Origin of the sequence: Mesorhizobium sp. AR07 (assembly GCF_024746815.1) — a bacterium.
Taxonomy (GTDB): Bacteria; Pseudomonadota; Alphaproteobacteria; order Rhizobiales; family Rhizobiaceae; genus Mesorhizobium.
This window is the reverse complement of sequence record NZ_CP080528.1, coordinates 62,922-80,840: the sequence shown is the minus strand read 5'-3', so window position 1 is coordinate 80,840 and position 17,919 is coordinate 62,922. Positions and strand designations below refer to the sequence as shown.

Here is a 17,919-nt window from a genome sequence, read left to right as displayed (position 1 = left end):
TCCGAAATCAGCCGCACCACCTGGCGCTTCGAAATGTCGACCCCGATCCCGGTCAACAACGCCGTCAACCGCTCCGTCGTCACCTGGCCTTGAATGTGACAGGCCAGAATGAAGCGGCGCAGGTTCGCGCCCCAGCCGCCGATGATCCCCGCCGGCAAGGGCGCCACCATCGTTTCGCCGGTCGGTGTCACCCAGCGCTCGCGGCGATAGCGCACCACGTCACCGGCTGCGATTGATCAAAGTTCGCACTCTGGAGAATAACTCAACCGATTGGTCGGAGTGGAACAGACGCTCGTCACTGGCGCTGTCACATTGTTTGAAGCGTGGACGCGCGGAAGCCCACAGCTGTTTTCAGGCAATCTGCAACGCCGCGGCCTTCCATTCTGCCATGGCATTGAGGCGGTGAGTTCGGATCTGCGTGGCGGACCTGTTTGAGCGGGAGGGGACAAAGAGATTGCGTATGGCGGAGAAGACGGAGACGAAATGCTGAAGGGAGCCAATGCTGCGGAAGCCTTGCCGAATTCGCTCCCGCTTTCGAAACGGCAGGTGAGAGTTCTCCGCCCGGTTGTTGAGGCCCTTGTGCGACCGGTGCTCGATATCGGGCATGACCTGACGTCTTGCCGCTGAATAGGAGCGCAGCTTATCGGTGACGATACGCTTCGGCGACAGGCCTTGCTTCTTCAGCAGACGAATGAGCAGACGCCTGGCCGCCTTGGTATTGCGGCGGGTCTGCACGATCTCATCCAGCACATAGCCGTCCTGGTCGACGGCGCGCCACAGCCAGCACCGCCTGCCGTTGATGCGCACGGCTACCTCATCAAGATGCCTGACATCGTCTTTCGATGGCGCCTTGCGGCGCAGGCGACGTGCATAATCGGGACTGTGCTTCTTTCCCCAGCGGCGGATGGTCTCGTAGGAGACGACGATCCCCCGCTCCAGCAGCATTTCTTCAACATCGCGCAGGCTCAGCCCGAACCGGTAATAAAGCCAGACGGCATGAGCAACGATTTCGATCGGAAAGCGATGGTTCTTGTAGGTGGCGCATGCTTCGACCATGCCAACCTGACTTATCGTCAAACCGTTAAGCCAAAATCAATGTGACAGCACCCGATGGGTAGCTCAAGCCCCGGAAAAAACCATTTGTTTCCAGAATGATCACTTGGACGCCATGCTAACCTATCGAGATACCGGGCCCCACTATCCCAAGCTTGTGATCGACGAGTTTGCTCCTGTTACATTCATCGAGGATCGGGGCGAGCGCGACGAGACCGTAATCGACTGCGCGCCGGCGGATCTTCCCGACGGCTATGCTGCGCGCTGCGGCTGATCTGGCGACTTCGCACCCTGCCGATCACGAGACTGTCGCTGCTTCCGCATGCGCCAGGTTCGATCTCGCCCACGTGCAGTCATATTTCATGGCCACGGACGACCGCATCAACAATGTCGCCGTTGCAATGCTTAAAGCCTGTAATCATACCACTGCTCAAGAAATGGGCGAGAAACAGACGAGGTCTATTTTCGATGCATATCGATCCTGAAGTGAAAAATCTCTTCGCGAAAATAAACGAACAACCCGCCCCGTCGATGGATCAGCTTAGCGTGGCTGACGCGCGGCAGCGATATTGCGATCAGAGCGCAGTATTGGGCGGACCGGTGGTCGCGATAAACCAGGTCGCGAACTTCGCCGCGGAAGGACCTGCGGGAGCAATTCCGCTTCGTCTATACCGTCCTGATGGTGTACCCGAGGATGCCGCACCGGCATTGATCTACATCCACGGCGGTGGATGGGTTATAGGCAGCATCGAGTCGCATGACCGCGTATGCCGTCAGATTGCGCATCGTGCCAGCTGCGCGGTGATATCAGTCGAGTATCGCTTGGCTCCCGAGCATCCAGCTCCCGCCGCTGCGGAAGACGTTATCTCGGCCTTGATCTGGATTGTCGATCATGCCACGGAGATCGGCGTCGATGCCGGTCGTCTGGCTGTGGGCGGTGACAGCGCAGGCGGTAGCCTGACGGCAGTCGCGGCCCTCGCGGCAAGAGATGCCGGTATCCCTCTACGCTGCCAGATTTTGATTTATCCGGCCACCGACAACAGAGACAGCGCATGGTCGTATCCATCGCGGATCGCCTATGCTGAAGTTCCGCCTCTGACACGTCCCATAATGGAATATTTCCGGGAAAGTTTCTTACCCGACAAGACGGCTGCGCAGGATTGGCGAGTGTCGCCGCTGGTGGTCGAGTCTGTAGAAAATGTGGCGACAGCTCTGGTTATAACGGGGAGCTGTGACGTACTGCACGACGAGGGAGTGCTTTACGCAGATCGATTAGAAAAAGCCGGCGTGGCGGTCATACGCCGGAATTTCCCCGGCATGGTCCACGGCTTCATCGAAATGGCAGGCGTGCTGACGGCCACCCACCTCGCTCTCGACACCATCGCATTCGTACTGCGCGAGCAGCTGGTTCAATCAAAGTAACACTGTCAGTGCCTTTGCCTATCCAACTCAGCGACACCTTTTGCCGAAAGCACCGGCTCCGGCATCGTAAACTTAACGCTGCGAAGGCACGATTTGGAGTTCTGCCTTTGGTTCAGGCGGCATGAAGGCGTGCGATCTGGCGCCATGTTTCCATGGCTATTGCTCGCAGCTCGCGATGATGGGTGGATGAGATGTCGTGGCGGGGAATGTGAAAGAGGTTGGCGATCGGGTCGTGGATGGAAACAAAGCGTTGAAGCTGCCTGGCTGACTTGAAGCGCTTATCCTCTCACGCCTTCGGATCGGCTGATGGGGTTTTCCGCCCGATTGTTCAGGCCTTTGTGCGAGCGATGTTCGACGCTGGGCATGATGTCGCGTTTTGCGGCGCCATAGGACCGGAGCTTGTCGGTGATCATCACACGGGGCGAACGGCCTTGTCCTCTCAGGAGTTTTCTCATCAACCGCTTTGCAGCCCTGGCACTCCGGCGGTTCTGGACCAGGACGTCAAGGACGAAACCATCCTGATCGACGGCACGCCATAGCCAGTGTTTCTGCCGGCGATCGTGATCACAACCTCATCGAAGTGCCATTTGTCACCGAGCTTGCCGGCCGTTCGCCTCCGGATATCATTGGCAAAGTGTCTGCCAAACTTCTCCGCCCAGAGCCTCACGGTCTGGTGAGAGACGATGATGCCACGCGCTGCCAGCATATCCTCGACCATGCGCAGACTGAGCGGAAAACGGAAATAGAGCCACACCGCACGGGCAATCACTTCTGCAGGAAATCGATGGCGACGATAGAGAGGATCACGGGCAGGTTTGGTCATGCCGCTAAATCCCACATCTTTCTGGAAAACCAGTTAAGTTTACGATGCCACCCACACCAATAAAAGATCCGTGCACCATCGCCATTAGAAAGTGCTAAACTAATGGTCGGCCACGCGGTCGATGACCGGTAGCTTGAGGCACGCCAGGAATGCCGACCCTCTATGGATAGCCGCAGGCATGCGTTTCAAAGGGCTTGATCTGAACCTTCTCGTCGTGCTCGACGCCCTGCTGGCCGAGCGCAATCTCTCGGCGGCGGCACGCCGCATCAACCTCAGTCAGCCGGCCATGAGTGCGGCCGTCGCCCGGCTGCGCGATTTTTTCGGCGATGAACTGTTCAGCATGAGCGGCCGAGAACGTATTCTGACACCACGTGCGGCAGCACTTGGCCCCGCAGTCCGCGAGACTCTCCAAAACATCCAGTTCTCGTTTATTTCGTCGGATCCGTTTGACCCTGCTCGATCCGATCGCCGCTTCAGGATCATTATTTCCGATTTCGTCACGCTCGTGTTTTTTGAAAAGGTCGTGGAGCGTGTTGCCCGGGAAGCCCCCGCCGTCACATTCGAATTGATGCCTCTCGACGGCAGCCCCGATGAGGTCCTCCGGCGTGGTGAGGTCGATTTTTTGATCACTCCGGATGTGTTCATGTCGAACGCGCATCCAAGAGTGGCGCTTTTCCACGAGAGGCTCGTATGCGTAGGCTGTCCCACGAACAAGCAGTTGCCACGGCACCTTACATTCGAGAGATACATGTCGATGAGGCACGTCTGCGTCAGGTTCGGACGTTTGCTGAAGCCCTCCATCGAGGAAGGGTTCTTGCTTGAGCATGGTCTTAAAAGACGTGTCGAAGTCGTCGTGCAGGGCTTCAGCATGATCCCGCCCATGGTGTCCGGCACAGCTCGTATAGCGACCGTGCCCCTCCGGCTGGTCAGGCATTTCGAAAACACGTTTCCCCTTCAGGTTGTCGAACTTCCGCTGCCGCTTCCCGGTTTCACCGAAGCCGCCCAGTGGCCGGCTCTCCACAATAGCGATCCGGCAAGCATCTGGTTGCGAGAGATAATGATGCAGGAGGCAGAGCTGGATCGGGAAATTTGGACAGGGGTTATAAGTGGAATTTCTGCCTGAACACGGCGTTGGTACACGGATCTTTTATTGGTGTGGCTCAACTTGAGAGACATCGCCAGTGTCCTGATCAGTCAGGGTATGGGCAATGATCTCGCCGCTGTCGGCATCCAGTGCCAGATGCAGCTTGCGCCAACTGCGACGGGATCTGGCGCCGTGCTTCTCCTCCAGCCACTGACCCGCGCCGTAGACCTGAGGCCGGTGCTGTCGACAAGAACATGCACTGGTCCCTCGGCGGAACCTGGCGATCATGCCGTTTGTTGGGCGATTGCCATGTCCGCGCCCGACGGCTCAGGGTGGTATGATCGGGGACAGCGAGCGCCAGCCCCATCAGTTGCAGCACCGATTCCAGCAAGCCTTCTGCCTGGCGCCGCCGCAGGCCAAACACAAGGCCCAGCGTCAAGGTGGTCTCGATCGCCAGATCAGAATAGCGGTGCTTGTCAAACTGCTTCCAAAACTGACCCCGGATTGGAGTGGGCCCCTCGGGCCGGACAGAGTCAGGCCGCTGATTTGACCGTTTGCCGGGTGTGTTGATCCTCGAATTGCATTGGACTGAGATAGCCGAGTGCTGAGTGAAGCCGTCGGCGGTTGTAGACCTCCTCAAGGAAATGCGGAAGGTGTTCGATGACATCGGCGAACGTCTCGAAGGCCATCGGATAGACGGCCTCGACTTTGAGCGTCTTCATGAAGCTTTCCGCCTTTGCGTTGTCGTAGGGATTGCCGCGCCGGCCCATGGAACCGACTAGGCCGTGGGCGGCAAGGTGATCGCGATAGGCTGTCGCGGCATATTGGGCGGATTCAACCGGTCGTCGCAACACCAAGATATTGGAGGTTGCAATGACGGTTCACCAACGCGCTTCAGATCGGTGCACTCGAAAGAAGCTAGATTCGCCCGGACGTCCGCCTGCCTGGCAGCGTGAGAATCGCTTCCGGTTCTGGCAAGCTATTGCCTTGGGACGTTCGAGCGAGGAGGCCGCACTGGATGCCGGTATATCAACGCCTCTTGGTCCGCGCTGGTTTCGGAGTGCAGGAGGGATGCCGCCAACGCATTTGGCGCCGTGGGCGAAGCCGCCTTCGGGGCGATATCTTTCCTTTCGGGAGCGCGAGGATATTGCGCTTGAGCTCGCCAAGGGAATCGGCATCCGGGCCATTGCGCGTAAGCTAGGTCGGCCGCCGAGCACAATCTCGCGGGAGGTCAGGCGCAATGCCGCGACGCGCAGCGGCAATCTGGATTACCGGGCCAGTGCCGCCCAATGGCATGCCGATCGTGCGTCCCGGCGGCCTCGGCCTGGCAAGCTGGCGGTCAATCCGGCTCTGCGTGAATATGTGGAGGAGCGCTTGGCCGGCAAAGTCACCAACACGCATGGCGCCCCATTCGAGGGCCCCAAGGTGGTATGGAAAAAGCGAAGGGCTGTTCACCGGCAGAGCCGGCGGTGGTCGATAGCCTGGAGCCCCGAGCAGATCGCTCATCGGCTTCAGATCGATTACCCAGAGGATCAAACCATGCGGATCAGTCACGAGGCGATCTATCAGTCCTTGTACATTCAAGGACGCGGAGCATTGCGCCGAGAACTGACCGCATGTCTGCGTTCAGGCAGAGCGCTGCGCGTACCGCGCGAACGGTCCCGAGTGCGCAACAAGTCCTTCATTGGAGACGCCATTATGATAAGCGACCGTCCGGCCGAAATTGCCGATCGGGCTGTCCCCGGACATTGGGAAGGCGACCTCATCCTTGGCCTCGGAAGCTCGGCGATCGGCACGCTCGTGGAACGAAGTTCACGCTTCACAATGCTGCTTCACCTGCCGCGCATGGATGGCTATCAGCAGAGCCTGCGCATCAAGAACGGTCCACCACTTGCCGGCCACGGCGCTGAAGCAGTCCGCAGAGCCATAGCCCGATCCATCGGCAAACTTCCCGAGCAACTGCGTCAGTCGCTGACTTGGGACCAGGGAGCGGAAATGGCGCAGCACGCCGACCTGCGCATCGACACCGGGCTCGAGATTTACTTCTGCGATCCCCAAAGCCCGTGGCAGCGAGGCTCCAACGAAAACACCAACGGCTTGCTGAGACAGTACTTTCCAAGGGCCACGGATCTCAGTCGGCACACAGCCCGGGAACTGGACGCAGTCGCCCATGCTATCAACACAAGACCGCGCAAAACGCTCGGCTGGAAAACACCTGCCGAAATCCTCGACCAGCTCCTTGTGGGACAGTATGATGCCGGTGTTGCGACGACCGGTTGAATCCGCCTTGTGATCCGGGATCGGAATGATGCACGCAGCCGGGTGGCGGTTTGCGTCCTTCGACTGCGGCGGTCAAAGCCGCCAGCGTCAGCGACGCGTCGATCGAGCGGCTGATGGCGTATCCGACAACCCGCCGCGACCAGGCATCCAGGACAACGGCAACATAGGCAAAGCCGCCAACGACGGTGACGTATGTGATGTCCGCTACCCAGAGCTGATCGGGTCCATCGGAGATGATGTCCCGGGCGAGGTTCGGGAAGATCGGCTGGTTGTGATCGCTATCCGTGGTCACCATGAATCGACGGCGCATTCTCGGCTGAAGGTCATGCTCGCGCATCAGGCGGCGGATCTTCTTGTGATTGACGATCATGCCTTTGTGCCGAAGAGCGGCACGGACACGACGCCAGCCATAGTGCTCGAACTCGTCGCAGATGGCTGCGATCGCTTCGACGATCGCGGTGTCGTCTGCCGCGCTGCGCGGCTGGTCATAGAAGGTCGTGCGCGAGAGACCCATCAGCCGGCATCCTTGGGCGACGGAGAGACCATGGGACCGGTGGTCGCGGATGTAGGCCCGTTTCTCTGCCGCGGTCGTGCATGCAGAGCCCCCTTTAGAAACTCCAGTTCCAGAGCCTGCTTGCCGACTAGCCGTTCGAGCGCGGCAATGCGCGCCTCATAAGCCTGGAGAAGATCGGCCGCTGCGGCATCCTCATCGAGAGCGCCCGCCTGAAACTTCTCGACCCATATCCGGATCAAATTGCGTGAGATGTCGTGGCGCTTCGAGAGGGCATGCAAGGTCTCGCCGCCGAAATACTCCTGCGAAACCTGCCTTTTGAACTCGATGCTGTGGGTTCGGTGCTTTGCCATGGGCCTTCATCCTCTGAAAGCCCGGCTGCCCGGTCAATTAGCGAAAACCATCCTGTCCGGCCCGAGGGGCCCACTCCAGATCGGCGTCCAATTTTGGGTCTGACGCACTCTCGCTGCGATCTCATCCTAAGTTGCACCGACAAGGCGCGCCTGGAGCAGATCGATCTTGGCGCGGCCGTACATCTGCCGCTTGATGAGTTTGAGCTTGGTGATCTGACCCTCGGTCTGGCCGTTCGACCATGGGGATGTGATGGCATTGCGGACCGCGTCGATATCCTTTTCGACCCCGTTTGCAAAGGATCCGACAAGACTTGCCTTGGCGTCCTTAAGCCAACCATCCAGTTCTGCGCCCGCCTTCGATCGGATCATCGTCTGAAAGTCGTCGATCAACGTTCGCGCGATGGTCACGTCAGGCACATTGCTCTCGATTGCCGCGACCAGCAGGGCATCGGATTTGGACAGGTCGTCGCGTGCTAGCGTCATGAGCCTGGCGATGGTTCGCGCCGAGGGCGTGCGGGCAAGCGCGCTTTGATCGGTCTTTTCGGCCAGCCGTCGGCGCCGCGCCCATTCAGAGACGACGCCGATCTGGCCGCGGAAGCCCTTCTCGCGCATTTCGCGCCAGATCGCCGATGCATTTCGCGCGCCTTGCCCCCAACGGCTGTCCAGCCAGGGGAGCCATTCCTCGAGCGAGCTTTGTCGGACGCGGAACACATCGGAGCGCTGGCCGCGCAGGACGCTACGGACGAGCTTGCGGCTATGCCCGGTACGCTTGACGATCTGCTTGATCGGAATGCCCTGCTTCGACAATTCCAGAATGGCCTCGTTGGTTTCCTGCCGGCGCTGATATCCCTCATACTGTAGTCGTTCGGCATAGGTAAGAAGCCTCGGATCTATGATGGTGCTGCCAACGGCCTTTCGGATCTGCCGCATGGATTTGCTAACCGCGTCGAGAAAGGCTCGGCTGGCGTTTTCCATCAGGTGCCAGCGGTCGGCCACCTGATCGGCATGCGGCAACGCCTTGGCGATCGCCTCGCCATATCCACCACCTCGGTCACGCGCGACGGTCGTGATGGACGGATGACCCATGAGCCATGCCTGCGATGTCGCCTGCTCGCGATCAGGCAGCAATGTCACCGGCCTGCGGCGTTCGAGATCGCAGACAATCGTCCCGTATCGCTGACCGCGCCGGAATGCAAAGTCGTCAATGCCGATGATGGCGAGCTCATCATGAGGCTGTTCAGTCCTGCGGCGCACGACACGCAACAGGGTATCATTGCTCACCGGCATCATGAGGCGATCGGCAAAGGCCGCAGCCGGCCTGCCACCAAGCGCGAGCCCCAAGTGATGAACGATCGTCTCAAGACGTCCGGTCCTTCGCGATAACGGAGCCAGAATATCGGCGCCAAACCGCTCGGCAAAAATGCGGCGGCGGCAAAGAACGGCGTCGCACCAGAAACGGCGAACCGTCACCCGCAGGAAAACCCGCCGACCGGCGATCGGCAATCCGTAGTGCGCTTGCCAATGCAGAGCTAGGCGGCTTTCCTGTTCGAACAACGTGATTGCTCAGCGACGATCAAGCCATCGGCTTTCGGAAAGACCGGCGACGCTTCGTCTCAACGACTATTCCGGTCGGGCTGTCGGCCGTATTCTTCGCCTTGAACACGGCCGTTTGCCTCGGTTTCGGTTTGGGTGGCGCTTCAGGCTCTGCCCTTGGCTCCGGCGTTTGCTTGGTCTCTTGCTTGTCCTTACGGGCGCACAGCAAAGCCTTGGCGGTCGCCGCGTCTGCATCCGATACCTCGCCGGCCGGCTCGCCATCGAGATCGACCCGCGCGGCGCCGGCATCCAGTCTCGCCAAGTATTTGGCCATGCTGGTATAGGCGCGCAGGGCTCTCCTCAATTCATCATCAGACAGTTCGCCATCAAGCACGCGAATGTCATGATGGATGCCGATCTTGAGCGGCTTGGGGGCTTTCGGATTGAACGCCGCAGGCCACTTTGCCGATAGATGGCGGAAAAGCTGTGCGGGCGATTTCCCTCGGCTAGCGGTCGACATGATCAAGCCTCGCCCGATTTGTTTTCGTTCCCAATTCTGACCTTCATAGCGTGCATATATGCAACGATTATGGTGCGTCTGAGAAAAATGGGCATTCGTCCCGCAGGGCAAAGCAGCGGGCTCTGGCTCCTCCAGATCGAGTACTGTTTGCGGATTGAACTAAGCCGCTAGTCGCGGCAATTGGTGCCCGCTTTGAGAGACGCCTCCTGTCTGAGAGGATTTGGGTGTTGCAAACCCATCCTTCAGACAGGAGATCCAGATGGCAGAGATGAGCCCTCTGCGTCGCCGGATGATCGAGGACATGACAGTCCGCAATCTATCTCCGGCCACGCAGCAATCCTACCTTTATGCAGTCGCAAAGTTTAGCCGCTATTTTGGCCGATCGCCCGATCGGCTGGGCCTTGACGATATCCATGCCTTCCAGGTTCACCTCGTGTCGAAGGGCATCTCCTGGTCGGGATTGAACCAGATCGTCTGCGCACTCCGGTTCCTCTATGGCGTAACGCTCGGCCAGGATACAATCCCGGAGCATATTCCGTATGCGCGCGAGCCTCGCCAGTTGCCGGTTGTTCTTTCCAGCGACGAGGTCGTCGAATTTCTTCAAGCTGTCTCCAGCTTGAAGGCGCGGGTGGCTCTGACAACAGCTTATGCCGCCGGTCTCAGGGTCTCGGAGGTCTGTGGTCTTCGCGCCAACGATATCGACAGCTCAAGGATGGTGATCCACATCACGCGTGGCAAAGGCGGCAAAGCCCGCTACGTCATGCTGTCGCCGGAACTGCTCGGTATCCTGCGCAGCTATTGGCGCTTGGCGCGGCCCAAGGACATTCTGTTTCCTGGGCGCGATCCTGACAAGCCGATCGAGCCGTGGGTGCTGCATTCCGCCTGCCGTTCGGCGGTTACGGCGGCGGGTCTTTCCAAGCACGTCACCGTCCATACGCTGCGGCATTCCTTTGCCACTCACCTGCTCGAGAACGGGACCGATATCCGCATCATCCAGGTCCTGCTCGGCCACGCCCACCTCTCGACAACAGCGCGCTATACGCAGGTCTCCACTGACACGATCCGGTCGACGGCCAGTCCGCTCGATCGATTACGACTGGAGGTGACGCCGCCGGAATCGTAATCGGTTGCGCCCCACCTTCGAAGTCGCCGACATCTTTCGATGACATGGGAGCTCCTACAGGCGTGAGAACGCCGGCCATCTGGGCCGCGGCGAGCGACGCGTCATGGGCGCGATCGAAGCTTGCCGGACACCCAGGCTCGGCGGTCACGTCAATGCCTGCGACGATTGCGGCAGGACCCGCATCTCCTATAATTCCTGCCGCAATCGCCATTGCCCGAAGTGCCAGGGCGCGGCCCGCAAGGAGTGGGTCGATGCACGCGTCGCCGATCTGTTGCCGGTCCCGTACTTTCATGTGGTCTTCACGCTACCACCTGGCATCGCCGAGATCGCCTTTCACAACAAGGCGGTCGTCTATGCATTGCTGATGCGGATCGCAGCCCAGACGCTGCAGGCCGTTGCCGCCGACCCCAAGCGGCTGGGCGCCGAGATCGGCATCGTCGCCGTGCTTCACACCTGGGGCCAGGCCATGACTCATCATCCCCATGTCCATTGCGTCGTGCCAGGCGGCGGTCTCTCGCCCGGCAGGTCAAGGTGGGTCGCTTGCCGGCCGGGCTTCTTTCTGCCCGTGCGCGTGCTGTCGCGTCTGTTTCGGCGGCTCTTTCTGACTGCCCTTGCCGACGTCTTCGCTCACGGTGAACTCCGCTTCTCCAACGAACTCAGCCATCTCAACGACGACGAGGCGTTCACCCGCCATCTCGCGCGTGCTCGCCGCGTCGAATGGGTTGCCCAGACGCTGCAGGCCGTTGCCGCCGACCCCAAGCGGCTGGGCGCCGAGATCGGCATCGTCGCCGTGCTTCACACCTGGGGCCAGGCCATGACTCATCATCCCCATGTCCATTGCGTCGTGCCAGGCGGCGGTCTCTCGCCCGGCAGGTCAAGGTGGGTCGCTTGCCGGCCGGGCTTCTTTCTGCCCGTGCGCGTGCTGTCGCGTCTGTTTCGGCGGCTCTTTCTGACTGCCCTTGCCGACGTCTTCGCTCACGGTGAACTCCGCTTCTCCAACGAACTCAGCCATCTCAACGACGACGAGGCGTTCACCCGCCATCTCGCGCGTGCTCGCCGCGTCGAATGGGTTGTTTATTCGAAGCCACCGTTCGGCGGCCCTGACCAGGTGCTCGCCTATCTCGGCCGTTACACCCATCGTGTTGCCATCGCCAACAGCCGCATCGTCGAGGTCGATGACGGCCATGTTGCCTTCAGATGGAAGGATTACCGTGGCAATGGTCGGGACCGCGAGAAGATCATGCGCCTTGACCCGCGCGAGTTCATCCGGCGCTTTCTTCTTCACGTGCTTCCCGCCGGCTTCCACCGCATGCGTCACTTCGGCTTTCTCGCCAACAGCCACCGACGGGATCGGATCGGTCTCTGCAGGCAGCTCCTCGACCAGCCATCACCAGCAGGCGGGCAGCCGCAGGCCGACAAATCACAGCACAGGCAGTCCTACGAATGCCCTGACTGCCGGCGTCCCATGCACAGGACAGGGATCACTGTTGCGCCTGTTTCGCCGCCCCGGCCATCATCTTTCTGGTGCGATACATCATGAACTCCGACAATCCGCACCCCCTCCGATATGCCCGCAAAACCAAGCGCCCCGCCTGCGCGCGACACCGCTTGGCCCTGGCCACTCCGAAAGACCGACAGTGTGCATTGAGAGCGCAAAAATCGCCACCGATCGCCCGCCAAGCTGCTCGCGAAGGTCGCCGGATCAAGCCAAAATTCGGTCGTGCCACCGCTGCACGCGACGAATTCGCTATCGCCGTCAAACAGCGTGCCCTACTATCCCCATAACAGCGGCTAACAACCCGCGCCTTACTTCAATCCGGCTTATGTGAGGTCGCTCGAGCTCGCCGCGACGACCGATGCGACCTCACATAACCCTCCAGATTCCGAGATACATGAGATGTCGCTTCCGGCACGCGGGCGACAGCAGGAAGTGCTGCCCATTGGGTTGTTGTTCGGACATTGCCAAAGCTCAGTCCTCCCTCTCAGTCTGGAACGGCGACTGAGCCGCGTATTTCCAAACCTCCGGACGGGATCGGGACGTGCGAAACCGCTGTGGCAGCAGGTATGAACGGCGGCCTGCAGGCGCGGGTGGAAAACATCCTTGCCGCGGAGTTCCGTTGCGCGAAGACGCTTGTTGAAGAGATGAGAGCCGAGCTTGAAAATATTGCAGGGGCGCGGCTTCGTGATCGCCGTCTGTCGGCAGAAACAGTCGAGGAACTAACCCGTTTGATGCACAGCGATCGGCTTTCGGCGGCTGATGGGTCATCTGGTTAGCGATGCGGTGCCTTTTGACGAGCTTCATCGGCGCCGGGATTGATCCGTCGTGATGGCAGGCGGGGGTTTGCGGGTTGCGGTCGGCGGGTTCGTTTCGAGGCGTCAGCGCCCCGTCGGCTACGTCACGAGCCGCGGGATGCGGTCGAGCACGATGCGCAGGATGCGCTGGTCGGGGCAGGATGTCGGCAGATGCAAGCGGATCTGGGTCTTCATCTCGACCACCCGCGCGACGATCTTGATGAGGCGCAGACGCAGCGTGTCGAATTGGGCGACGGCAAAGCTGGAACGCTTCGGCATTGCGGCGCGCAGGCCCCACATCAGCCAGTAGGCACCGGCATGCAGGAACAACCGGAACTGGTTGGCCGTCGCTCTGGTGCAGGATGTGCGGTCGGCGGCGAGATGCGTCTTCCACGACTTGATGTGGTTCTCGGCTGCGCCGCGCCGGCTGTAGAGATCCTCGTAGAGCGCCTTGGCTTTCCCGCCAGCAAGGTTGGTGACGATGAAGCGAGTGTCGCTACCTTGGGCACCGACCTCGACGCGGGCAATGATGCGCTCGACGCGGCTCCAGCTGGCGGCGCCGTCAACGAACTCCTTGAAGCGGCGGACCTTGTTCGTTTTCTCCGACACCTCGAAGCGCGCCAGCGTGCTGGCTTCCAGATCCGCGACATGCTTGCGCAGCGTCGTGGTGGGCGCCAGCCCGATGATGAAGTCGACATCATTGGCGCGGCACCAGTCGATGACCGGTGGACTGCAATAATGGCTGTCGGCCCGGATCAGGATCCGTGTGTTCGGCCAATTGTTCCGGATCGCCTGCACCAGGCGGCGCAGATGGGGGCGGATCTCAGCCCCGCTCGGCCGCTTGGCTGGCCGAAGAACCGCACCGACGAACCGGCCATCGCCATCGAACACCACGATCGGCTGGAAGCCGTATTCGTCATAATGATGAGGTGGAACGGCCCGCTACCGCAGCATCAGAGTGCTAAAACGTGGTCGTTTATTCAACGCCACAAAATAGGAGCCGTTCCGTGAAGCATATTACCACTATCGGGCTGGATTTGGCTAAGCAGGTTTTTTCAGATGCACGGCGCTGACGCCGAGGGGGCTCCAATCGTCAGCCGGAAGCTCCGCCGTGCCGAGGTGTTGCGGTTCTTCGAGAAGCAGCCGACGTGTCTGGTCGGCATCGAGGCCTGCGGGGGTGCGCATTACTGGGCGCGCGAGATCGCGGCACTTGGTCACGAAGTGGCGTACCGCGGGGGAACATCCACCTCAAATAACGCTTTCGATTGACCGGCTTGGGCGGGAGGACGTTCGCGCCTTCCAGGTGCATCTGGTTTCGACCGGTATCTCGTGGCCGGCGCTGAACCAGACGGTGTGCGCGCTGCGGTTCTTTTACGGCGTGAGGTTGGGCCATGCCGAGATCCCGGAGCGGATCGCCTACCTCAACTTGAGGAAGGAACGACCCGCGCGCCGCAAGAAACAAGGATCCTCGCGGTGCGAATTTCGGCGCGGGCGAACCACCGCGATCAGTGGGGGCAGATTACATCTACGACCGAGATCAATCTTGGTTCGAGACCAACCGCTTTGCGGTCGCTCGTTTCGAGAGCGTGGACTAAGCCGGGAGTTCCTTGAGCGGGTTCGCCCACGGCACCCCGAGCGGCTGAAAATGCCGCTCGTTTGCCGTCAGGACCGTGTAGCCTCGCGCCGCCGCCGTGGCGGCTATCGCGATGTCTTCGAAGCCGGGATCATGCGCCCGCGCCCGGTCAATGATCGCGCCGGCGTGGCGGGCCTCCTCGATGCCGAACGGCAGGATGCGGCCAGCATAGAGCTGCTCGACGGCGGCGAGCCAGCGGCGCAGTCGTGCTGTCTTCGTCGTCGCGCCGATCCTAACGGCGCGGGCAATGCCCGCCTCGATCTCCGCAACCGTGACCGTCGACATGTACAGATGGTTATTATTCTTGCGCAGCCAGTCGGCGAACGGCTGCAAGCCGACTTCCTTTTTCGTCGGCGCGTCGGCCGACACGATATTCGTGTCCAGCAGATACACGGGCTAGAGGCCCTCACGCAAAGCGCGGGCGGGCTTCCGCTTCCGTTCCGGAATGTCGTCGGGGTCGCCCGGGAAGGCTAGCAGGAGGTCTGCAAAGCTGGGCACCTTGGAAACCCTCTCCCATTCTTCGAAAGACACAAGCACGGCCTCCGGCTTGCCGTGGCGGGTGATCACGGAAGGCTCCCCGGCAACGGCCTGATCGACCACCGCCGACAAGGTGGCCTTCGCGTCCTTCAGCTGAATCTCTCTCATGTCGACGTCTCCATATGACTACCGATGATCATAGTCTGTTTTGTTGACAGGTGCAAGAGATAGGACCGTTGTCCTATCCTTCAATTGACGTCTGGAGTGCTGCCGTGGGCGGAAATCGCTGCAACCCCGGACGATGGAATTTGCCGCCGATTCTGCTCGGCGAGCTCAGTCGTACTCCAGACGTTCCGAGAGCAGCACCACACCTCAAGGCTGCCACAATCACCACGCCGGCGGGGCACTCCCTCCTTGCCGCTCCGCAATCCCGGAGGGGTTGGTCGAAAGTATCTATCTTACGGCACTACACTGCCACAAGGCCTCGCCCGACAGGGTGGAGAATGAAGTAGTTGCGATATTTTTCAAACAAACTCTCAACTTGATCGACCCGGAAATAGCGCTCGGCAGCCGTCTTGCTGGTTGGTTTATCCCTGCGCGCGAGGGCGTCGGAAACGTCTCTCGGGATCAGGTAAATTGCCCTGCCATTTGTTACATCTGGCAGCAGGATAACGATTGCAAGCCAATCGAACTGATCGAAGTCGTAGTAGGTGACGTAGGACGGCCCTTGTTTGAACGTTCGAGACTTTACAGACACCCTTTGCGGGGAATGCCCGAGTGGCTGAGCGATGACATCGTAGCCAGGCCAGTTGTCAGGAACTTTGAGAGCCGGCACTCCGGCAAGGGTCAGTTCAGCGGCGACCACCATCTCGCAAGCGTCACCCATCTGCTTTGACGTGTACAGTCTCCTTTGCAAAATGATGGAGCCTTCAATGTGAGAGATGTTCTTGATTTCCGGTCGCCCAACCCAACCGAAGGCGTCGGCCACTTTTCAAAACGATGATGATTGGTTGGTCTGGTCGAGCCGACATGCCGAAAAGGCTGGCAAACCGCTCGAAGTCAGCGAACCACATCCGGAGACGGAGAAGGAGAAGGAATGTACGATCATCGCCGCTTCGTCCGTCTTGAACCGCTTCGCCTCCAACAATGCTGCTGAGGTTCGATGCAGTAGTTGGTAGCGCAGGCGTTGGTGCATGGGTCCGGACTTGAGCGGATGTCGATCTTTGAAGCGGCAGACTATGCCGTGGCCGCCTTGCGGGGGGCGGATTTCGGGCGTGCGCAGGCAAGCATGCGGTTGAGGACGGCGCAGCCGATGGCGACTTCGGTCTGCTGAACGGGAAGCGACCGTGCCCGCAAACGCCGCCCGATGGTGGACTTGTATCGCCCTATGGCGGTCTCGACCAGCGAGCGTTTGCCATAACCGTTGGAGACCTGCCATTTCATCCGGCCGTCTCTGCCGATTGCGGCGATATGCTGGTTCCTTTGGCCGGGAGGTCTATCGTCGAATGGTTCGACCGCGTTGACGCGAGGCGGAATGACGATTGCGGCGGCAGCGCTATGATCGATGACTGCGTCGTAAGTCGGTTTTCCGTCATAGGCGCCGTCAGCAGTAAACTGTCCGATCGGACCGCCAATCTGGTCGAGTAGTGGCTCAACTTGAGAGACATCGCCAGTGTCCTGATCAGTCAGGGTATGGGCAATGATCTCGCCGCTGTCGGCATCCAGTGCCAGATGCAGCTTGCGCCAACTGCGACGGGATCTGGTGCCGTGCTTCTCCTCCAGCCACTGACCCGCGCCGTAGACCTGCAGGCCGGTGCTGTCGACAAGAACATGCACTGGTCCCTCCGGCGGAACCTGGCGATCATGCCGTTTGTTGAGCGATTGCCATGTCCGCGCCCGACGGCTCAGGGTGGTATGATCGGGGACAGCGAGCGCCAGCCCCATCAGTTGCAGCACCGATTCCAGCAAGCCTTCTGCCTGGCGCAGCCGCAGGCCAAACACAAGGCCCAGCGTCAAGGTGGTCTCGATCGCCAGATCAGAATAGCGGTGCTGGCCGCCACGTGTCTTGCGTCTTGGCGCTTGCCACCTGGACAGAGCTTCCGGCGTCACCCACAGGGTCAAACTGCCGCGATGACGAAGTCCTGCCTCATATTCTGGCCAGTTCGTCACCCTGAACTTCATCTTCTCAATATGATGGCGGCGGCTGGTATTATGTTTGAAAGGCATGGCTACGCTACAAAGGCTATTGCGGTTACCGCTTGCCTAAACCCACACCAATAAAAGATCCGTGCACCAACGCCGAGCGTAGCGGCACCAACTCCTGTTCGAGATAGCCGCGGAGCCAAGGAAGGTCAGCGTGCGCCCGCCGGTAATGCGCCTGCAATGACCTGTTCAGACCGGGTTTACGGGCGCGCCGCCTGCACGTCTTCGACAGTCACCGCATCCGTGTAGTTGTTGCCGAAATTGGTACGGATGTAATTAACCACGGCCGTCACCTGCTCGTCATCGAGATAGGAGCCGAGCGGCGGCATCGCCTTCTGACCCTTGACCACCATGACGACCGGATAAGCGCCCGCTTCGAGCTTCTCGTTCTTGGCGAGCGCCGGATATTTGCCGGCCCCGACTGCGCCGACGCCTTCCGGCATGTGGCAACCCCGGCAGATCGCCGCGTAAATGCCGGCGCCATCTCTGGGTTGGATCTTCGAGGCATTGCCAAAACCGGTCGAGTCGGACGATTGCCCAAAAACAGGAAACGCAGCGAAAGCCGCAACGGCAACGGTGGCGGCGAAAGAGGTGATCCGGTTCATGTCCAAAA

The 17,919-nt window shown here is 60.3% G+C and carries 17 protein-coding genes and 8 pseudogenes; 10 read left to right on the top strand and 15 right to left on the bottom strand.

Annotated features, from left to right (window positions below):
* Positions 1 to 351 precede the first annotated feature (351 nt).
* Entirely contained in the window at positions 352 to 1,056 is a 705-nt protein-coding gene (locus BPNPMPFG_RS36585) for an IS6 family transposase (RefSeq protein WP_258598693.1), read from the bottom strand.
* A 13-nt stretch (positions 1,057 to 1,069) separates the two neighbouring features.
* Between BPNPMPFG_RS36585 and BPNPMPFG_RS43360 the strand changes: the two genes are divergently transcribed.
* Positions 1,070 to 1,327 carry a phenolic acid decarboxylase gene (locus BPNPMPFG_RS43360; RefSeq protein ID WP_413776957.1) on the top strand — a complete coding sequence of 86 codons (258 nt, stop codon included), beginning with the start codon at positions 1,070 to 1,072 and terminating at the stop codon, positions 1,325 to 1,327.
* A gap of 194 nt (positions 1,328 to 1,521) precedes the next feature.
* A complete protein-coding gene (locus BPNPMPFG_RS36575; protein WP_258598692.1) occupies positions 1,522 to 2,475 on the top strand; it encodes an alpha/beta hydrolase in 954 nt (317 codons plus the stop codon).
* A gap of 112 nt (positions 2,476 to 2,587) precedes the next feature.
* Here the strand turns inward: BPNPMPFG_RS36575 and BPNPMPFG_RS36570 are convergent.
* Positions 2,588 to 3,298, bottom strand: a pseudogene (locus BPNPMPFG_RS36570) (IS6 family transposase).
* A 178-nt stretch (positions 3,299 to 3,476) separates the two neighbouring features.
* On the opposite strand from BPNPMPFG_RS36570, the gene BPNPMPFG_RS36565 reads away from it, so the two are divergent.
* Entirely contained in the window at positions 3,477 to 4,421 is a 945-nt protein-coding gene (locus tag BPNPMPFG_RS36565) for a LysR family transcriptional regulator (protein ID WP_258598690.1), read from the top strand.
* 33 nt (positions 4,422 to 4,454) lie between these two features.
* On the opposite strand, the pseudogene BPNPMPFG_RS36560 reads toward BPNPMPFG_RS36565, so the two are convergent.
* A pseudogene (locus BPNPMPFG_RS36560) lies at positions 4,455 to 4,851 on the bottom strand (transposase); the annotation flags it as partial.
* 64 nt (positions 4,852 to 4,915) lie between these two features.
* Positions 4,916 to 5,152 carry an integrase core domain-containing protein gene (locus BPNPMPFG_RS36555; protein WP_413776956.1) on the bottom strand — a complete coding sequence of 79 codons (237 nt, stop codon included), beginning with the start codon at positions 5,150 to 5,152 and terminating at the stop codon, positions 4,916 to 4,918.
* 103 nt (positions 5,153 to 5,255) lie between these two features.
* Here BPNPMPFG_RS36555 and BPNPMPFG_RS36550 point away from each other — a divergent pair, with 103 nt between their 5' ends.
* Positions 5,256 to 6,662, top strand: a complete 1,407-nt coding sequence (locus tag BPNPMPFG_RS36550; protein WP_258598689.1) for an IS30 family transposase — start codon at positions 5,256 to 5,258, stop codon at positions 6,660 to 6,662.
* Here BPNPMPFG_RS36550 and BPNPMPFG_RS36545 read toward each other — a convergent pair.
* The 4 genes and pseudogenes from BPNPMPFG_RS36545 to BPNPMPFG_RS36530 all read right to left on the bottom strand — a co-directional run bounded on the left by BPNPMPFG_RS36545 (position 6,559) and on the right by BPNPMPFG_RS36530 (position 9,579).
* The gene (locus BPNPMPFG_RS36545; RefSeq protein WP_258599054.1) at positions 6,559 to 7,227 is read right to left on the bottom strand and encodes an IS3 family transposase; all 669 of its coding nucleotides are present in this window, start codon (positions 7,225 to 7,227) and stop codon (positions 6,559 to 6,561) included. The genes BPNPMPFG_RS36550 and BPNPMPFG_RS36545 overlap by 104 nt on opposite strands.
* Positions 7,176 to 7,526, bottom strand: coding sequence for a transposase (locus BPNPMPFG_RS36540; RefSeq protein ID WP_258598688.1), 351 nt, complete (start codon positions 7,524 to 7,526; stop codon positions 7,176 to 7,178). Before BPNPMPFG_RS36540 ends, BPNPMPFG_RS36545 begins: the two co-directional genes overlap by 52 nt.
* 126 nt (positions 7,527 to 7,652) lie before the next feature.
* Positions 7,653 to 9,029, bottom strand: a pseudogene (locus BPNPMPFG_RS36535) (ISL3 family transposase); the annotation flags it as partial.
* 70 nt (positions 9,030 to 9,099) lie between these two features.
* Positions 9,100 to 9,579: a ProQ/FinO family protein gene (locus tag BPNPMPFG_RS36530; protein ID WP_258598687.1), complete on the bottom strand. Its 480-nt coding sequence runs from the start codon at positions 9,577 to 9,579 to the stop codon at positions 9,100 to 9,102.
* Positions 9,580 to 9,838: 259 nt separating this feature from the next.
* Here BPNPMPFG_RS36530 and BPNPMPFG_RS36525 point away from each other — a divergent pair, with 259 nt between their 5' ends.
* The 4 genes and pseudogenes from BPNPMPFG_RS36525 (at position 9,839) to BPNPMPFG_RS36510 (ending at position 12,976) form a co-directional block, all read left to right on the top strand.
* On the top strand, positions 9,839 to 10,702 hold the full coding sequence (locus BPNPMPFG_RS36525; protein ID WP_258598686.1) for a tyrosine-type recombinase/integrase: 864 nt from the start codon (positions 9,839 to 9,841) through the stop codon (positions 10,700 to 10,702).
* Between the two features lie 4 nt (positions 10,703 to 10,706).
* A pseudogene (locus tag BPNPMPFG_RS36520) lies at positions 10,707 to 11,426 on the top strand (IS91 family transposase); the annotation flags it as partial.
* Positions 11,427 to 12,242 (top strand): annotated as a pseudogene (locus BPNPMPFG_RS36515) (IS91 family transposase); the annotation flags it as partial.
* 524 nt (positions 12,243 to 12,766) lie between these two features.
* A complete protein-coding gene (locus BPNPMPFG_RS36510; RefSeq protein WP_258598685.1) occupies positions 12,767 to 12,976 on the top strand; it encodes a hypothetical protein in 210 nt (69 codons plus the stop codon).
* A gap of 117 nt (positions 12,977 to 13,093) precedes the next feature.
* On the opposite strand, the pseudogene BPNPMPFG_RS36505 reads toward BPNPMPFG_RS36510, so the two are convergent.
* Positions 13,094 to 13,918, bottom strand: a pseudogene (locus BPNPMPFG_RS36505) (IS1380 family transposase); the annotation flags it as partial.
* 83 nt (positions 13,919 to 14,001) lie between these two features.
* Here BPNPMPFG_RS36505 and BPNPMPFG_RS36500 point away from each other — a divergent pair.
* A pseudogene (locus tag BPNPMPFG_RS36500) lies at positions 14,002 to 14,218 on the top strand (IS110 family transposase); the annotation flags it as partial.
* Positions 14,205 to 14,438 (top strand): annotated as a pseudogene (locus tag BPNPMPFG_RS36495) (hypothetical protein); the annotation flags it as partial. The pseudogenes BPNPMPFG_RS36500 and BPNPMPFG_RS36495, both read left to right, overlap by 14 nt.
* A gap of 147 nt (positions 14,439 to 14,585) precedes the next feature.
* Here BPNPMPFG_RS36495 and BPNPMPFG_RS36490 read toward each other — a convergent pair.
* The 6 genes from BPNPMPFG_RS36490 to BPNPMPFG_RS36470 form a co-directional block, all read right to left on the bottom strand.
* Positions 14,586 to 15,020, bottom strand: coding sequence for a PIN domain-containing protein (locus tag BPNPMPFG_RS36490; protein WP_258598684.1), 435 nt, complete (start codon positions 15,018 to 15,020; stop codon positions 14,586 to 14,588).
* A 3-nt stretch (positions 15,021 to 15,023) separates the two neighbouring features.
* The gene (locus BPNPMPFG_RS36485; RefSeq protein ID WP_258598683.1) at positions 15,024 to 15,272 is read right to left on the bottom strand and encodes a type II toxin-antitoxin system Phd/YefM family antitoxin; all 249 of its coding nucleotides are present in this window, start codon (positions 15,270 to 15,272) and stop codon (positions 15,024 to 15,026) included.
* Between the two features lie 298 nt (positions 15,273 to 15,570).
* On the bottom strand, positions 15,571 to 16,092 hold the full coding sequence (locus BPNPMPFG_RS36480; RefSeq protein WP_258598681.1) for a hypothetical protein: 522 nt from the start codon (positions 16,090 to 16,092) through the stop codon (positions 15,571 to 15,573).
* Positions 16,093 to 16,095: 3 nt separating this feature from the next.
* Entirely contained in the window at positions 16,096 to 16,299 is a 204-nt protein-coding gene (locus BPNPMPFG_RS43350; RefSeq protein WP_413776936.1) for a DUF6946 family protein, read from the bottom strand.
* Between the two features lie 41 nt (positions 16,300 to 16,340).
* Positions 16,341 to 17,330, bottom strand: a complete 990-nt coding sequence (locus BPNPMPFG_RS36475; protein WP_258598680.1) for an IS5 family transposase — start codon at positions 17,328 to 17,330, stop codon at positions 16,341 to 16,343.
* A gap of 176 nt (positions 17,331 to 17,506) precedes the next feature.
* The gene (locus BPNPMPFG_RS36470) at positions 17,507 to 17,911 is read right to left on the bottom strand and encodes a c-type cytochrome (protein WP_183455384.1); all 405 of its coding nucleotides are present in this window, start codon (positions 17,909 to 17,911) and stop codon (positions 17,507 to 17,509) included.
* Between the last annotated feature and the right edge of the window lie 8 nt (positions 17,912 to 17,919).

Bases quoted from the DNA above. Each gene is read 5' to 3' on its own strand.
- BPNPMPFG_RS36585 (WP_258598693.1), bottom strand. From the start codon at position 1,056: ATGGTCGAAGCATGCGCCACCTACAAGAACCATCGCTTTCCGATCGAA.
- BPNPMPFG_RS36575 (WP_258598692.1), top strand. From the start codon at position 1,522: ATGCATATCGATCCTGAAGTGAAAAATCTCTTCGCGAAAATAAACGAA.
- BPNPMPFG_RS36565 (WP_258598690.1), top strand. From the start codon at position 3,477: ATGCGTTTCAAAGGGCTTGATCTGAACCTTCTCGTCGTGCTCGACGCC.
- BPNPMPFG_RS36555 (WP_413776956.1), bottom strand. From the start codon at position 5,152: ATGGGCCGGCGCGGCAATCCCTACGACAACGCAAAGGCGGAAAGCTTC.
- BPNPMPFG_RS36550 (WP_258598689.1), top strand. From the start codon at position 5,256: ATGACGGTTCACCAACGCGCTTCAGATCGGTGCACTCGAAAGAAGCTA.
- BPNPMPFG_RS36540 (WP_258598688.1), bottom strand. From the start codon at position 7,526: ATGGCAAAGCACCGAACCCACAGCATCGAGTTCAAAAGGCAGGTTTCG.
- BPNPMPFG_RS36530 (WP_258598687.1), bottom strand. From the start codon at position 9,579: ATGTCGACCGCTAGCCGAGGGAAATCGCCCGCACAGCTTTTCCGCCAT.
- BPNPMPFG_RS36525 (WP_258598686.1), top strand. From the start codon at position 9,839: ATGGCAGAGATGAGCCCTCTGCGTCGCCGGATGATCGAGGACATGACA.
- BPNPMPFG_RS36510 (WP_258598685.1), top strand. From the start codon at position 12,767: ATGAACGGCGGCCTGCAGGCGCGGGTGGAAAACATCCTTGCCGCGGAG.
- BPNPMPFG_RS36485 (WP_258598683.1), bottom strand. From the start codon at position 15,272: ATGAGAGAGATTCAGCTGAAGGACGCGAAGGCCACCTTGTCGGCGGTG.
- BPNPMPFG_RS43350 (WP_413776936.1), bottom strand. From the start codon at position 16,299: ATGCACCAACGCCTGCGCTACCAACTACTGCATCGAACCTCAGCAGCA.
- BPNPMPFG_RS36475 (WP_258598680.1), bottom strand. From the start codon at position 17,330: ATGCCTTTCAAACATAATACCAGCCGCCGCCATCATATTGAGAAGATG.
- BPNPMPFG_RS36470 (WP_183455384.1), bottom strand. From the start codon at position 17,911: ATGAACCGGATCACCTCTTTCGCCGCCACCGTTGCCGTTGCGGCTTTC.